General features: G+C 66.4%; 12 protein-coding genes. 2 read left to right on the plus strand and 10 right to left on the minus strand.

Annotated features, from left to right (window positions below; genetic code table 11):
• Nucleotides 1-196: 196 nt before the first annotated feature.
• Genes BMZ97_RS17790 through BMZ97_RS17800 form a run of 3 tightly spaced genes read right to left on the minus strand, consistent with a single transcriptional unit; the run spans nt 197 to nt 5,302 of the window.
• A complete protein-coding gene (locus tag BMZ97_RS17790; protein ID WP_175525607.1) occupies nt 197-3,418 on the minus strand; it encodes an efflux RND transporter permease subunit in 3,222 nt (1,073 codons plus the stop codon).
• Between the two features lie 19 nt (nt 3,419-3,437).
• Nucleotides 3,438-4,613: an efflux RND transporter periplasmic adaptor subunit gene (locus BMZ97_RS17795; protein ID WP_175525608.1), complete on the minus strand. Its 1,176-nt coding sequence runs from the start codon at nt 4,611-4,613 to the stop codon at nt 3,438-3,440.
• 50 nt (nt 4,614-4,663) lie between these two features.
• Entirely contained in the window at nt 4,664-5,302 is a 639-nt protein-coding gene (locus BMZ97_RS17800) for a TetR/AcrR family transcriptional regulator (RefSeq protein WP_092172333.1), read from the minus strand.
• 244 nt (nt 5,303-5,546) lie between these two features.
• Here BMZ97_RS17800 and BMZ97_RS17805 point away from each other — a divergent pair, with 244 nt between their 5' ends.
• Nucleotides 5,547-6,350, plus strand: coding sequence for a glutamine amidotransferase (locus BMZ97_RS17805; RefSeq protein WP_092172336.1), 804 nt, complete (start codon nt 5,547-5,549; stop codon nt 6,348-6,350).
• A gap of 56 nt (nt 6,351-6,406) precedes the next feature.
• Nucleotides 6,407-7,648, plus strand: coding sequence for an NAD(P)/FAD-dependent oxidoreductase (locus BMZ97_RS17810; protein WP_092172339.1), 1,242 nt, complete (start codon nt 6,407-6,409; stop codon nt 7,646-7,648).
• 318 nt (nt 7,649-7,966) lie between these two features.
• On the opposite strand, the gene BMZ97_RS17815 is transcribed toward BMZ97_RS17810, so the two are convergent.
• The 7 genes from BMZ97_RS17815 to BMZ97_RS17845 all read right to left on the minus strand — a co-directional run bounded on the left by BMZ97_RS17815 (nt 7,967) and on the right by BMZ97_RS17845 (nt 14,751).
• On the minus strand, nt 7,967-8,764 hold the full coding sequence (locus BMZ97_RS17815) for a succinate dehydrogenase iron-sulfur subunit (protein WP_092172342.1): 798 nt from the start codon (nt 8,762-8,764) through the stop codon (nt 7,967-7,969).
• Between the two features lie 15 nt (nt 8,765-8,779).
• Complete coding sequence (gene sdhA, locus BMZ97_RS17820) at nt 8,780-10,612, minus strand: succinate dehydrogenase flavoprotein subunit (protein ID WP_092172345.1); 1,833 nt, start codon at nt 10,610-10,612, stop codon at nt 8,780-8,782.
• Nucleotides 10,613-10,616: 4 nt separating this feature from the next.
• Nucleotides 10,617-11,009, minus strand: a complete 393-nt coding sequence (sdhD, locus tag BMZ97_RS17825; protein WP_244546468.1) for a succinate dehydrogenase, hydrophobic membrane anchor protein — start codon at nt 11,007-11,009, stop codon at nt 10,617-10,619.
• Between the two features lie 11 nt (nt 11,010-11,020).
• Nucleotides 11,021-11,416 (minus strand): succinate dehydrogenase, cytochrome b556 subunit, encoded by a 396-nt coding sequence (sdhC, locus tag BMZ97_RS17830; RefSeq protein WP_092172348.1) that lies wholly within the window; start codon nt 11,414-11,416, stop codon nt 11,021-11,023.
• 239 nt (nt 11,417-11,655) lie between these two features.
• Nucleotides 11,656-12,717 (minus strand): MaoC family dehydratase, encoded by a 1,062-nt coding sequence (locus BMZ97_RS17835; RefSeq protein WP_092172352.1) that lies wholly within the window; start codon nt 12,715-12,717, stop codon nt 11,656-11,658.
• 321 nt (nt 12,718-13,038) lie between these two features.
• Nucleotides 13,039-13,992 (minus strand): threonine/serine dehydratase, encoded by a 954-nt coding sequence (locus BMZ97_RS17840; protein WP_092172355.1) that lies wholly within the window; start codon nt 13,990-13,992, stop codon nt 13,039-13,041.
• Nucleotides 13,993-14,001: 9 nt separating this feature from the next.
• The gene (locus tag BMZ97_RS17845) at nt 14,002-14,751 is read right to left on the minus strand and encodes a DUF429 domain-containing protein (RefSeq protein WP_210188277.1); all 750 of its coding nucleotides are present in this window, start codon (nt 14,749-14,751) and stop codon (nt 14,002-14,004) included.
• Nucleotides 14,752-14,808: the final 57 nt, after the last annotated feature.

Genomic DNA, 14,808 nt, shown 5'->3' on the forward strand with positions numbered 1-14,808 from the left:
CCCAGGATGACGGCGTGGTTCCGAGCCAGAACAACAGGCGCTAGAGCAGGATGCGAAAAAGTGGGAACCGGTTTTTCGCATTGATCCTGCTCTAACTCCTAGATGAGAGACGGATTCAGATTTCAGACGGAGACACTTTGTGACTCCGTCTGAAATCATCCGGCTCTAGCCGCGAGGCGGGCGAAAGCCCGCCCCTTCACTCCGCCGCCAGTCGCGGCGGCGGCAGCTTGGCCATCGCCTTGGCGCTCGCTTCGCCCGGCGTCGCGTGTTCGTCGATGCTCTCCCAGGCGCTCTCATCCTCAGGCTTGCTGAAGAAGCGGCTGAAGGACCAGGAGGTCAGGCGCGAGAGGTCGTCCATCACCGCATAGAAGGACGGCACGAAGACGAGCGAGAGCACGGTCGAGACGATCAGGCCGCCGATCACTGCGATCGCCATCGGCGCGCGGAATTCGCCGCCGTCGCCGACGCCATAGGCCGAGGGCATCATGCCCGCCGCCATCGCAATCGTCGTCATCACGATCGGCCGGGCGCGCTTGCGGCCGGCCTCCAGTAGCGCGGTGCGACGGTCCTTGCCGCGTGCCATCTCCTCGACCGCGAAATCGACCAGCATGATCGCGTTCTTGGTGACGATGCCCATCAGCATAAGCAGGCCGATATAGACCGGCATCGAGACCGGCTTGTCGGTGGCGAGCAGGGCGATGACCACGCCGCCGAAGGAGAGCGGCAGCGAGAGCAGGATCGTGATCGGCTGGAAGACCGAGCCGAAGAGCAGGATCAGCACCGCCAGCACCAGCATCAGGCCGGTTGTCATCGCGGTGATGAAGCCCTGCACCACCTCGCCCTGGATCTCGGCGTCGCCGGTCGTAGCGATGCGCACGCCCGCGGGCAGGCCGACCTCCTTGACGATCTCCAGGAAGGTGTCCTGCGCCGTGCCGAGCTCGAAGCCGCGCTTGAGATCGGCGCCGATCGCGGCCCGGCGGACGCGGTCATAGCGGTCGATCGAGCTCGGCCCCTCGCCGAAGCCGATCTCGGCCACCGCCGTCAGCGGGATCGAGACGCCATTTGCATTGGTGACGCGCAGGGCCGCGATGTTGCGGATATCGGCGCGGGCGGCTTCGTCGAGCTGGACGCGGATCGGCACCAAACGGTCGCCGGCGTTGAACTTGGCGAGATTGGCCCCGACATCGCCGATGGTGGCGACGCGCACCGCCTCCGAGATCGATTCCGGGGTGACCCCGAGATTGGCGGCCTGTTCGAGCTTGGGCGTGACGCGCAGTTCCGGCCGGCTGAGCGAGCCCGAGGTCGCGACATTGAGATAGCCGTCGATCTTGCGCATCCGGCTTTCGATCCGCGCCACCGCCTCATTGAGCGCCGCCCCGTCCTTGGACAGGATCGAGAAGGCCATCTCGCGCTCGCCGCGCTCATTGACATACCAGGCGCGGGTGTCGGGCACGCCGGCGAGTTTCTGGGCGATGACGACCTTGAGGTCCTTCTGGCGCGCCTTGCGCTCGGCCTTGGGCAGGAGCTTGATCGTCACGGCGGCGCGGCGGACCTCGCGCTGGCCGGTCGGCGAGGAGCCGCCGAGCACGAAGACCTGCGTCACCTCGGGAATCGTGCGCAGGCGGTCGACGATCAGGTCGGTCGCGACGCGGGTATCCTCCAGCGTCGAGCCCGGCGGCAGTTCGACGCTGGCGACCACACGCGAGGTGTCCTCGTCGGGAATGAAGCCGGTCGGCAGCAGCGACGTCGCCTGGATCGAGGCGAACAGGAAGCCAAAGCCGATCAGCAGCGTGACATAGGCCATGTTGACCGGCAGCTTACGCCAGCGGCCCGAACCATCGAAGCGCGGCAGCAGCGGAACTTCGCGCCGCGCCAGCGTGCCGCGCAGCAGGCCGACATAGGTCCCCATCACGATGCCGTCCTTGGCGTCGACATGCTTCACCGGCTTCATCAGATAGGCCGCCATCATCGGCGTGATCAGCCGCGCGACCAGCAGCGAGAACAGCACCGCGACCGCGACGGTGAGGCCGAACTGGCGGAAATACTGGCCGGCCACGCCGCCCATGAACGAGACCGGCGCGAAGATCGCCACGATCGTCAGCGTGATCGCGATGACGGCGAGCCCGATCTCGTCGGCCGCCTCCATCGCGGCGCGGTAGGGCGATTTGCCCATCTTCATATGCCGGACGATGTTCTCGATCTCGACGATGGCGTCATCGACCAGGATGCCGGTGACCAGCGTGATGCCGAGCAGGCTGACGAGGTTGAGCGAAAAGCCCATCAGCTCCATCGCCCAGAAGGTCGGGATGGCCGAGAGCGGCAGCGCGATCGCCGTGATCAGCGTGGCGCGCCAGTTGCGCAGGAACAGGAAGACGACGAGCACGGCCAGCGCCGCGCCCTCGATCAGCGTCTCCATCGCCGCCTTGTAGTTGCCGTAGGTATAGGCGACGGCGTCGTCGATCGGTTTGATCACGATGTCGGGGTAGCGCTTGTTGAGCTCGGCGATGCGCGCCGCGACGACATCCTTGACCGATAATTCGCTCGAACCCTTCGAGCGGAACACCGCAAAGGAGACGACCGGCACCTTGTCGAGCCGGCCGAAGGAGCGCGGCTCGGAATTCGAATCCTCGACGCGGCCAAGCTCCTTCAACCGCACCTCGCGGCCGCCTGTCAGCGTGATCTTGGATTCGGCGAGCTCCGCCACGGTGCGCGCGCTGGCGAGCGTGCGGATCGCCTGCTCCTGACCGCCGACCTCGCCGCGCCCGCCGGCGAGGTCGACATTGGTGGCGCGGATCTGGCGGTTGACCTCGCCTGCCGTGGTGCCCAGCGCCAGCAAGCGGTCGGGATCGAGCGAGATGCGGATCTCGCGATCGACGCCGCCGAAGCGATCGATCCGGCCGACGCCCTTGAGGCCCTGCAATTCACGCGCGACGACATCGTCGACATGCCAGGAGATCTGCTCCAGCGTCATGCCGGGCGACGAAGCGCCGAAGGTCATGATCGACTGGCCCTCGACATCGATGCGCTGGATAATCGGCTCGTCGATGGTGCGCGGCAGGTCGGCCCTGATCTTGGCGATGGCGTCCTTGACGTCGTTGACGGCGCGGTCGGTGTTGGTTTCGAGCCGGAACTCGATCACCGAAACCGAGGAGCCGTCGGTCAGCGTCGACATCACATGCTTGACGCCGGTGATGTTGGCGACCGCGTCCTCGACACGCTTGCTGACCTGGCTCTCCAGTTCGGCAGGCGCGGCGCCCGACTGGGTCACCGTGACCGAGACCAGCGGCACGTCGATATTGGGAAAGCGCGTCACCGGCAGCTTCGAGAAGGAGAGCAGCCCGAGCACGCAGAGCACGACGAAGAGCAGGATCGCGGGAACCGGCTTTCGGATCGACCAGGCGGAGAAATTGATGTTCACGGGAATGTGCTCCTGCCCGTCAGTTCGTCGCGACCGGCGTAATGACGTCGCCGTCACGCACGAAGGTGCCGGCCCGCGCCACGACGCTCTCGCCGTCGGCAATGCCGGAGACGATCTCGGCGCGGCCATCGCCGGCCAGGCCGAGCTGGACCTTCTTGGTCGTCACCTTGCCGTCGCTGACGCTCTGCACCGTCGCGCCCGAGCGGGCATAGGTGATCGCCGACAAGGGCAGCGTCACCGCGTTCTTGCGGCCGGTCTCGATCAAACCGCGCGCGAAGGAGCCGATCGCGACCGGCGGATTGCCTTTGAGCGCGACGCGCACACGGCCGAGCCGCGACTGCTTGTCGACCTCGGGCGCGATCAAACGGATCTCGCCCGCCAGGGCCACGCTCGCGCCCGCCGGCGTCACCGCCACCGGCTGGCCAAGCTTGAGGCCCGGCAATTCGACCTCGGCGACATCCGCTTGAAGCTCGATCGCGCCATCGGCGATGATGCGGAACAGCGGGTCGGCCGCGGCCATCGCCACCATCGCGCCGAGCCTTGCATAACGCTTGCTGATGATGCCCGCCGTCGGCGCCCTGATCTCGGTGCGGCCCAGCTTGACCTCGATGTCGCGCCCCTGGGCCTTCGCCAGCGCGAGATCGGCGGTCGAGATCGCCAGCGCCTGCCGCGACGAATTCAGTTTGGCCTCGCCTGCGCGGGCGGCGGCGTCGCGTTGATCATAGGTTTCGTTCGAGACGTTGCCGGTGCTGCGCAGCGCCTTGGTCCGGTCGAAATTGTTGTTGGCGGCGACGAGATTGGCCTGCGCCTCGACGATCTGGGCGTTGGACTGGGCGATGGCCGCCTCGGCACGGGCGATCTGCGCGTCGTTCTGGGCCTTCTGCACCTCGAGCGTCACCCGCGAGAGCCGCGCCAGCACCTGGCCGGCCGCGACCTTGTCGCCTTCCTCGGCCACCAACTCGACGACCTGCACGCCGTCGAGTTCCGGCGAGACCAGAACCTCGTCGCGTGCGATCATCGAGCCGGACACGACGACGCTCTGGACGATCTCGCTGGTCTTCGCCTTGGTGATCGTAACGGATGGCCCCGCGCCAGGCGCCGGCTGAGCCGAAGTCTGCGCCTGTGCCTGCGCCTGCAGCGGCGCAGCCAAGCCAAGAGCGAGCGCCAGCAGCGAAACGGAGAGAAGACGGGACATTCGGCACACTTTCGCAGCGGAAACGGGTTTGATCATGGCGGAGGCGACGGTCATGGCCTGGCCTCGTCCGGCTCGGGCAGCAGCAGCACCTGCGCCAGCCCGCGCATGGCGGCAAACAGGGTCTCCGCCCCCGCAGCAGCGTCGAATTGCGGATCGACCGCGCGCCGGCAGAAGAAGCCGTCGGCCATCATGAAGATCGCCTGAAGGAAGCGGGCATCGTCGAGATTGGCTGGCAGTTCGCCGCTCGCCTTGGCGCCAGCGATGGCGGCGACGAGCCCGCCGATCACCGTCTCGTCGATATCGGCGCACATGCTGGCCATCGCCGGATTGCGCGCGGCTTCGGCCCAGATCTGCAGGGCGATGACCGCCTTCTCGCGCGGCTTCTGGGTCATATGGCGCCGGCCGAGCGCCTCGAGCTGGTCGAGCACCGCGCCCCTGGCCGGGTCGAGATCGGTGAAGTCGGCTGCGATCTGGGCTCGATCGCGCTCGGCCATGCCGGCGATGATCGCGTCCTTGGAGGCGAAATAGCGATAGAGATTGCCTGGGCTCATCCCGGCCTCGACCGCGACGTCATGCATCGTCGCGGCATGGAAGCCAGCGCGCGCAAAAACGCTCTCGGCAGCGTCGAGAATACGGATATGGCGCTCCGAGAGAGCACCAATCGGGGGCGGGGCAGCGATTGATGTCACGGTATGTCGATCAAATGAGAATGAACGTTCATTCTCAATTGCCTAAGGGCACCCGCAATGTCAAGCCCATTTACATTGACGGCGACGACCGGCCGGCGTCATGCCCTGATCGCCACCGTCCCATGCCGGACATGGCTTACAATTTGCTTGCCTCGTCCCGATTGGAACCGCATTCTCCGGATATGGCATGGCAGTGCGCATATCTTCCTTCTCTGACCGCGCGCCAGCGACCGAAAACCTCGCGATGAACGATCAGTCCCTTCGTTTCCGTGCCGCCCGCCCCACACGCTCGCCGCTCGCAGCCCGGCGCACCCTGCCGGCTCCCAAACCGGTCCTCATCGTGCTGCACCAGGAGCATTCGACGCCTGGTCGCGTCGGCCGCCTGTTGCAGGCGCGCGGCCATGCGCTCGACATCCGCAAGCCGCGCTATGGCGACCCGCTGCCCGCAACAATGCGCGGCCATGCCGGCGCAGTGATTTTTGGCGGGCCGATGGGGGCCAATGATTCCGACGATTTCATCAAGACCGAGATCGACTGGATCGGCACCTGCCTGAAGGAGGATGCGCCCTTCCTCGGCATCTGCCTCGGCGCCCAGATGATGGCGCGCCATCTCGGGGCCAGGGTCTATACCCATGGCGAGGGCCGCGCCGAAGTGGGCTATTATCGGCTCGACCAGACGCAGGCCGGGCACTGCCATGCGAATGAGGCCGGCTTCGCCTGGCCTGGAACCGTCTATCAATGGCACCGTGACGGCTTCGATTGTCCCAGCGGCGCCGAATGCCTCGCCACCGGCGGCGATTTTCCGGTTCAGGCGATCCGGGCCGGGAGCAAGGTCTACGGCATCCAATTCCACCCCGAGGTCACCCCGGCGATGATGTGCCGCTGGTCGATCCGCGGCCATGAGCGCACGCTGATGCCCGGCGCGCAATTGCGCCATCTGCATCTCGAAGGCTGGTATCAGTACGACCCCGCCATCCGGGCCTGGCTCGACGGCTTCCTCGACCATTGGCTGAAACAGCCTGCAGAGACGGCGCCAATCCTGTCATGAACCGCCGGATCCTGTCGTGAAACGCCAAATCCTGTCATGAATCGCCGGATTCTATCGTGAATCGCAATGTCATCGTCCTCGGCGCCGGCATGGTCGGCGTCTCCTGCGCGCTTAGCCTCCAGAAGCGCGGCTTCACCGTGACGCTGCTCGACCGGCGTGCGCCTGGCCAGGAGACCTCCTACGGCAATGCCGGCGTGCTGGCGCGCTCCTCGATCGTGCCGCTGAACAATCCCGGCCTCTGGTCGAAGCTGACGGGCTATCTCGGCAACAGCCATCCGGCGCTCAATCTCGACTGGCGCCGCGCGCTGACGCGGCCCGGCTGGCTCCTGCGCTTCCTTTGGGAAGCGCGGCCCTCGCAGGCCGCCGCCCGCATCGCCGCCCTGGATTCGCTGACGGCGAGCACGGTCGCCCGCCATCGCGAGTTGATGGCGGCCGCGGGCGTCTCGCACCGCCTGCGCGAGACCGGCACGCTGAAACTCTGGCGCGGCGAGGACGGCCATACTGCGGCCCAGGCCGAGCATGATTTCCTGAAGCAACACGGCATCGCCTCGGAGGTGCTCGACCGCCAGGGCATCTCGGCGCTGGAGCCCGCGCTGAAGCCGATCTTCCCGGCCGGTTTGCTGACGCCCTCCAACGCTTCGGTCGATTCGCCCGGCGCCGTCACCGCCGCATATGCGGCGCTCTTCGCCCAGCGCGGCGGCAGGGTCGAGCAGGCCGAAATCCGCACGCTCAAGCGCAAGGGCGATGGCTGGCAGGCGCAGACCGACAAGGGAGCCTACGAGGCCGATCTCGCCATCCTTGCGCTCGGGCCCTGGAGCGGCGACCTGCTCTCGCCGCTTGGCTTGAACTCCAGGCTCGATGTCGAGTGCGGCTACCACCGCCATCTGCGGCCCGAGGCCGGCGCTGCCCTGTCGCGGCCGGTCTTTGACGTCGACGGAGCCTATTTCATGGCGCCGATGGAACAAGGCTACCGCATCACCAGCGGCGTCGATCTCAGCCTGCGCGATGCGCCCGACAACCACCGCCAGATCGACCAGGCGACCGTGAGTGCCCGCGAGGCTTTTCCGCTCGAAGCAGTCGTCGGCGAGACCTGGCGCGGCTGCCGGCCGACCCTGCCGGATTCACTGCCGATGATCGGGGAAGCGCCGCGCCATCCCGGCCTCTGGCTCGCCTTCGGCAACCAGCATATCGGCTTCTCCACCGGCCCGATCACGGGCGAGATCATCGCCGCCCTGATCTGCGGCGAGACGCCGCCGGCTGATCCCAAGCCGTTCGCGCCGGGGCGGTATATCGCCTGACGGCTTCAGGGTCGGGCTTACCCAGACGCATCGGATATGCGCGGGGAACCCCTCTCCCGGATGGGAGAGGGGCAGGGGTGAGGGCAGGCCAGACAACCAGATCGCTAAAGCGGCTCCGTATCGGCTCCTGTGCGTTCGGGTGAAGCCGGCGCAGTGGCAAAGTGGCACCTCAATAATCAGCGGCACACCCTCATCCCTGCCCTTCTCCCATCCGGGAGAAGGGTTCCCCGCGCGCTCCAACAACGCCACACGGATAGCGCCAACGAAAAACGCCAGCCCGAAGGCTGGCGTTGGTCGAGGTATCGGAAACGCTCGGCGTTAAACTTGGCGCGCCACCATCATCCTCTTCACTTCCGCGATCGCCTTGGCGGGGTTCAGGCCCTTCGGGCAGGCATTGGCGCAGTTCATGATGGTGTGGCAGCGATAGAGCCGGAAGGGGTCTTCCAGATTGTCGAGGCGCTCGCCGGTCGATTCGTCGCGCGAGTCGATCAGCCAGCGATAGGCCTGCAGCAGGGCGGCTGGGCCGAGATAGCGGTCGCCATTCCACCAATAGCTCGGGCAGGAGGTCGAGCAGCAGGCGCAGAGGATGCACTCATAGAGCCCATCGAGCTTCTCGCGATCGTCCTTGGCCTGCTTCCACTCCTTCTCCGGCGCCGGCGTCGTCGTCTTGAGCCAGGGCTCGATCGAGGCGTGCTGGGCGTAGAAGCGGGTCAGGTCAGGGACGAGGTCCTTGATCACCGGCATATGCGGCAGCGGGTAGATCGCGACCTTGCCCGCGCTCTTGCCATGCCCGGCGCATTCGTCGATGCCGGTGGTGCAGGCGAGGCCGTTCTTGCCGTCCATGTTCATGGCGCAGGAACCGCAGATGCCCTCGCGGCAGGAGCGCCGGAAGGTCAGCGTCGGGTCGATCTTGGACTTGATCCAGATCAGCGCATCCAGAACCATCGGCCCGCAATCCTCGCGGTCGACGAAATAGGTGTCGGTGCGCGGGTTCTCGCCGGTATCGGGGTTCCAGCGATAGACCTTGAACTCGGTCAGCTTCGCGGCGCCGGCCGGCTTCGGCCAGGCCTTGCCCTCGGTCAGGCGGGAGTTCTGCGGGAGATTGAATTCGGCCATTTTACCAAACAGTCCTCAATACACCCGCGCTTTGGGCTTGATGTACTCGATGTCGTTCGAGAGCGTGTAGGTATGCACCGGGCGCTCATCGAGCGTCACGCTGCGCTTCTCATCGTCGATCCAGGACAGGGTGTGCTTCATCCAGTCCTTGTCGTCGCGGTTCGGATAGTCCTCGCGGGCATGCGCGCCGCGGCTTTCCGGACGGTTCAGCGCCGAATCCATCGTCACCACGGCCTGGGTGATCAGATTGTCGAATTCCAGCGTCTCGACGAGATCGGAATTCCAGATCAGCGAACGGTCGGTGGTGGCGATGTCGGTGATGCCGCCCCAGACCTCGTGGATCAGCTTGTGGCCCTCTTCCAGCGTCTCGCCGGTGCGGTAGACCGCGCAGTTGTCCTGCATGGTCTTCTGCATGCGCCCGCGCAATTCGGCGGTCGAGGTGCCGCCCGAGGCGTTGCGGTACTTGTCCAGGCGGATCAGCGCGAGATCGGCCGAGTTCTTCGGCAGTTCCGGCTGCTTCTCGCCAGCCGTCACGGTCTCGGCGCAGCGCAAGCCCGCGGCGCGGCCGAAGACGACGAGGTCGATCAGCGAGTTGGAGCCAAGACGGTTGGCGCCGTGCACGGAGACGCAGGCCGCCTCGCCGATCGCCATCAGGCCCGGCACCACCGTGTCGGGATTGCCGTCGACCTTGGTCAGCACCTCGCCGTGGAAGTTCGTCGGGATGCCGCCCATGTTGTAATGCACCGTCGGCAGGACCGGGATCGGCTCGCGCGTCACATCCACACCGGCGAAGATTTTTGCGCTCTCGGAAATACCCGGCAGGCGCTCATGCAGGATCTTCGGGTCGAGATGGTCGAGATGCAGGTAGATGTGGTCCTTGTTCTTGCCGACGCCGCGCCCGCCACGGATCTCCATGGTCATCGAGCGTGAGACGACGTCACGCGAGGCAAGGTCCTTGGCGCTAGGCGCGTAGCGCTCCATGAAGCGCTCGCCTTCGGAATTGGTCAGATAGCCGCCCTCGCCGCGCGCACCCTCGGTGATCAGGCAACCCGCGCCATAGATGCCGGTCGGGTGGAACTGCACGAACTCCATGTCCTGCAGGGGCAGGCCGGCGCGCAGCACCATGCCGCCGCCGTCGCCGGTGCAGGTATGGGCCGAGGTCGCCGAGAAATAGGCGCGGCCATAGCCGCCCGTCGCCAGGATCGTCTGCTGCGAACGGAAGCGATGGATCGTGCCGTCATCAAGCTTCAGCGCGATCACGCCGCGGCAATGGCCGTCCTCGTCCATGATCAGGTCGATGGCGAAATATTCGATGAAGAACTCGGTGTTGTAGCGCAGCGCCTGGCCATAGAGCGTGTGCAGCATAGCGTGGCCGGTGCGGTCGGCGGCGGCGCAGGTGCGCTGGGCCGGCGGGCCCTCGCCGAATTCGGTGGTCATGCCGCCGAAAGGCCGCTGATAGATCTTGCCGCTCTCGGTGCGAGAGAACGGCACACCCCAATGCTCGAGCTCATAGACCGCGGCCGGCGCATTGCGGACGAGATATTCGATCGCATCCTGGTCGCCGAGCCAGTCCGACCCCTTGACGGTGTCGTACATGTGCCACTGCCAGGTGTCCTTGCCCATATTACCAAGCGAGGCGGCGACGCCGCCCTGGGCCGCGACGGTGTGCGAGCGCGTCGGGAAGACTTTCGAGATGCAGGCCGTGCGCAGGCCGGCCTGCGAACAGCCGACGGTGGCGCGAAGGCCGGCGCCGCCGGCGCCCACCACGACGACGTCGAAGGTGTGGTCGGTGATCGGATAGGCCTGACCGGCATAGGTCGCGGTCGAACGGGCTTTGGTGATCGCCATCGGATCAGCCTCCAAACGAGAGCTTCAGCACCGCGAAGACGCAAGCGGCGCCGATCGCGATCGCGAAGAAGGTGTTGGCCATCACGGCGGCGATCTTGAAGCCCTCGCCATGGATGTAATCCTCGATGACGACCTGCATGCCGAGCCGCATATGCACCACGCCCGAAACGACGAAGAGCAGCATCAGGATCGCGACCAGCGGATGCGACAGCGTCGCCATCGCAGCCGGATAGGGCTTGCCGAAGAGCGAGATCACGATGCCGAGGAAGATCACCGTCAGCACGACATTGGCCACAGCCGTGACGCGCTGGAGCCAGAAATGGCCGGTGCCGGATTTGGCGGAACCCAGACCGCGAACGCGGCCGAGCGGGGTACGCATGGAGGAGTTGGACTGCATGGTGATGCTCCTCAACGCAGGGCGTAGGCGAGGATCCAGACGAGCAGAGTAAGCCCGCCCGAAACGACGACGCTGTATTTCGCCATATTCATCCGGGTCTGCGGCTCATAGCCATAGCCCATATCCCAGACGAAATGCCTGAGGCCCCCGACCATGTGGTGCAGCAGCGCGAAGGAGTAGCCGAACAGCACCAGCCGTCCGAGGATCGAGCCGGCGATCGCCTGGGCGGTCTCGAAGGCGGCAGGCCCCGAAGCGGCAGCCACGAGCCAGGCCGCGATCAGCACGGTGCCGGCATAGAGCGCGCAGCCGGTGACACGATGCGCGATCGACATCGCCATGGTCCAGGACCAGCGGTAAATCTGCAGATGCGGCGAAAGCGGGCGCGCCGCCTGTTTGACCTCGGCCAAATTCACTCTCCGACTCTGCCGCCCATCAGCGGGCGTTTATCCATTTGGGATCGTTCTAGAGTGATTGGCTCTGTAACGAAACCGGTCCCGCGCTGCAATGCGGCATGCGGGATACGAAGTTACAGAAACTGAAATCTGTAACTTTTTGCTCGGCGCGACGCGTCGCGACTCTCCTAGCCCTCATTCCATGGAGCCGTAAAGCCTGCACGCCGGGCAAACGCCCACATGGACGCAAAGCCTCAGCGCGGCAGCAGCGCCCAATAATCGAAGTCGAGGATGATGCCGTCGTCGTACTGATCGCCATGCTTGAGCGGAAACTCGCCGCAGGGCCGGTTCTTCGTCGCGATCAGGCGCAGCCGCAGCGCGCCGACATCGCTGCGATCAGGCAGTTCGGCCGCTTCCAGCACCTGGCTCCAGGCGAAGACGGTATCGCCCGCGAAGAGCGGCGAGACATGGCGCCCGCCATTGATCGCGGCGATGTGGAAGGCGTTGCCCAGGCCGTTGAAGGACAAGGCCCGCGCCAGGCTGATGACATGGCCGCCATAGATCAGCCGCTTGCCGAAGCGGCTCTCGCGCGCGCCATAGGCGTCGAAATGCACCTTCGCGGTGTTCTGGTAGAGCCGGGTCGCGATCTGGTGCTCGGCCTCCTCCACCGTCACGCCGTCGACATGGTCGATCTGCTCGCCGGCCGCATAAGCGCCCCAGCGGAAGGGCGAGCCGGCCAAGGCGTCGTCATAGGCCGAGAGCTCGATCGCCGGGCAGCCCTGGCCGAGCTCCTCCGGCAGCACCACCTTGGGCAGCTCCGGCACCTGCTCGGCATGGGCCGGCGTGCCGGGCCGACGCTTGCGCACCAAGACCCAGCGCGCATAGCTCAGCACGATCTCGGCCCGCTGGTTGCGGCCGATGGAGCGGACATAGACGATGCCGGCGTCGCCGGCCGAGGCCTGCTTCAGCCCGATCACCTCCGAGGTGGTCGAGAGCGTATCGCCGGGAAAGACCGGCCTCAGGAAGCGGCCATCGGCATAGCCGAGATTGGCGATCGCGTTCAGCGAGATGTCGGGCACCGTCTTGCCGAAGACGATGTGGAAGACGAGGAGATCGTCGATCGGAGCAGCGGGATAGCCCAGCGCCTTGGCGAAGGCATCGGAGGATTGCACCGCGAAGCGCGGGCCATAAAGCGCCGTGTAGAGCGAGGCGTCGCCGCTCGTGATTGTGCGCGGCGTCGCATGCACGATGGTCTCGCCGAGGCTGAAATCCTCGAAGAAGCGGCCGGAATTGGTTTTCGCGACGGGCTCTGACATGGGGCTCACGCTTGAATGGGCTTGGCAGAGTGTGCGCCGCCGCATGGCGAGCCGTCCAGTCCCAAGCCGTCCGACGAGAGAAACCGGGCGCGGGAGCCCTCTCCTGTAAGGAGAGGGTTGGGTGAGGTGTAGGCCGTTTGACGCTTTGGCTGTGACCTCACCGCTGCTTCGCTGTGAGGGTGTACGCAACTGGTCCAGGGGCCGACACCTCACCCCTGCCCCTCTCACTGAACTCGGGCTCGCCCGAGTTCAGCACTCAGAATGTCGAAGTCGGGTAAACCCGACTTCGATGCAGGAGAGGGGTTCCCCGCGCCCTGTTCATCACCCCACCAGCGCGCCAAGCTTCGCCAAATCGACATTCGCCCCGCAGACCAGCACGCCGAGCCGCTCGCCGGGCGCCGGCTTATAGGCGCCGCAGAGCAGCGCGCCCAGCGCCGCCGCCCCGCCGGGCTCCACCGCCAGCCGGAAATCGCGCCAGAGCGTGCCCTGCGCCTGGGTGATCGCCTCGTCGGGCACCAGCACGACATGGTCGACCGTATCCTTGCAGACCTCATAGACCAGCGGGCCGACATTGCGCGCGCCCAGCGAATCGGCCGCAACCGAGGCGACCTTGACCTCGACCGGTCCCTTCGCTTCCAGCGCCGCCTGCAAGGCGCGCGAGCCGGCGGGCTCGACACCGACGACCTTGACCTTGCTCCCGGCGAACCAGGCGGCGATGCCCGAAATCAAACCGCCGCCGCCAACCGCGACCAGAACGGTGTCGAGATCGGGCTCCTGGAGCTGCCATTCGCGCCCGAGCGTGCCCTGGCCGGCGATGGTTTCCTTCGCCGCGAAGGGATGGATCTTGAGCGCGCCGGTTTCCGCGACGAAACGGTCGCAGGCTGCCTGTGCGTCGTCATATTGCGCGCCGCCGATGACGACCTCCGCGCCAAAGCGGCGGATCGCCTCGATCTTGGCCGCAGGCGAGATCTCGGGCACGAAGATCGTCGCCTTGACGCCGCGCTCGCGCGCCGCATAGGCCACCGCCGCTCCGTGATTGCCGCCCGAGGCAGCCGCGACGCCCGCCACTGGCACCGGCAGCGAAAGCAGGTTGTTGAAGGCGCCGCGCGTCTTGAACGAGCCGGCATGCTGCAGGCATTCGAGCTTCAGCGAGATTGCCGCCGGCGAGCCGAAAGCGCCGGCCCCGAGCCGCATCACCGGCGTGACGCGGGCATGGCCGGCAATGCGTTCTGCAGCCGCCTCGATCATCGGGCGCGGCACGGGTCGATCGGTCATGACGGAATCCTATGAAGGCAGGCGCTCGGGCGCAAAGGTCCAGATCGCGATGGGGAGCCCATGGCTATCGCGTCCCGGCGGATCGGGAAAGGGCGCTCCACGCCCGGCCAGGATGTGCTGGGCGACGACCAAAGCGGCAAGCGCATCGAGAGCGTCATCGGCGGCAGCGCCTTTCGGCGGACGCGCCTCGACGATCGCAGCCGGCAGCCCCGCCGCGATCAGAAGCGCCCGACGCTCGGCCATGCCGAGGGGATTGATCACGCTTTTGATCTTCTTGGGCTGCGTCAGCGGCGCGCCGCGCATGGTGCGGAAGGCGAGTTCGGGATGGACCTCGAACAGGCGCTCCCGCAGCGCGGGCTCCGTCCTGAGCAGGGTGTCGATCTCGCGGATCCGCGGAAACAGATGGAAGCCCTGCTTGGAGACCTTTCGTGGCGGCTCGGAGGTTTCGAGCGCCAACCGGCAGGCCTCGCGATAATCCGCGCAATAGACGGCAGACCGCGCTGGGATCGAGAACACCGAGGATTGCCGCTCGCCCAGCAATGGCCTGACGAGGCGCTCGGGCCCGCGCCCCGCGCCGGAAACCCGGTCCGGCAGCCCGATCGGCATATCCACGGCCAGGAGCGCCGGCGGGTTTTCGCCGGCAAGCAGATCGGCCAGATTTGAAACCACGCGCAGCGAAGGAGGCTCTTGGGCGGCGGTGTCAATGAGCGCCGCGATCCAACCCGCCTTGCAGCCATCCACCCCAGCGATCCACGCCATCCGCGCGCCCTCCCGCATCCGCCTTTTGCAGAACTGACGTTGCAAGTGCGTCGCGTC

It is taken from the genome of Allobosea sp. OK403, assembly GCF_900113835.1.
GTDB lineage: Bacteria > Pseudomonadota > Alphaproteobacteria > Rhizobiales > Beijerinckiaceae > Allobosea.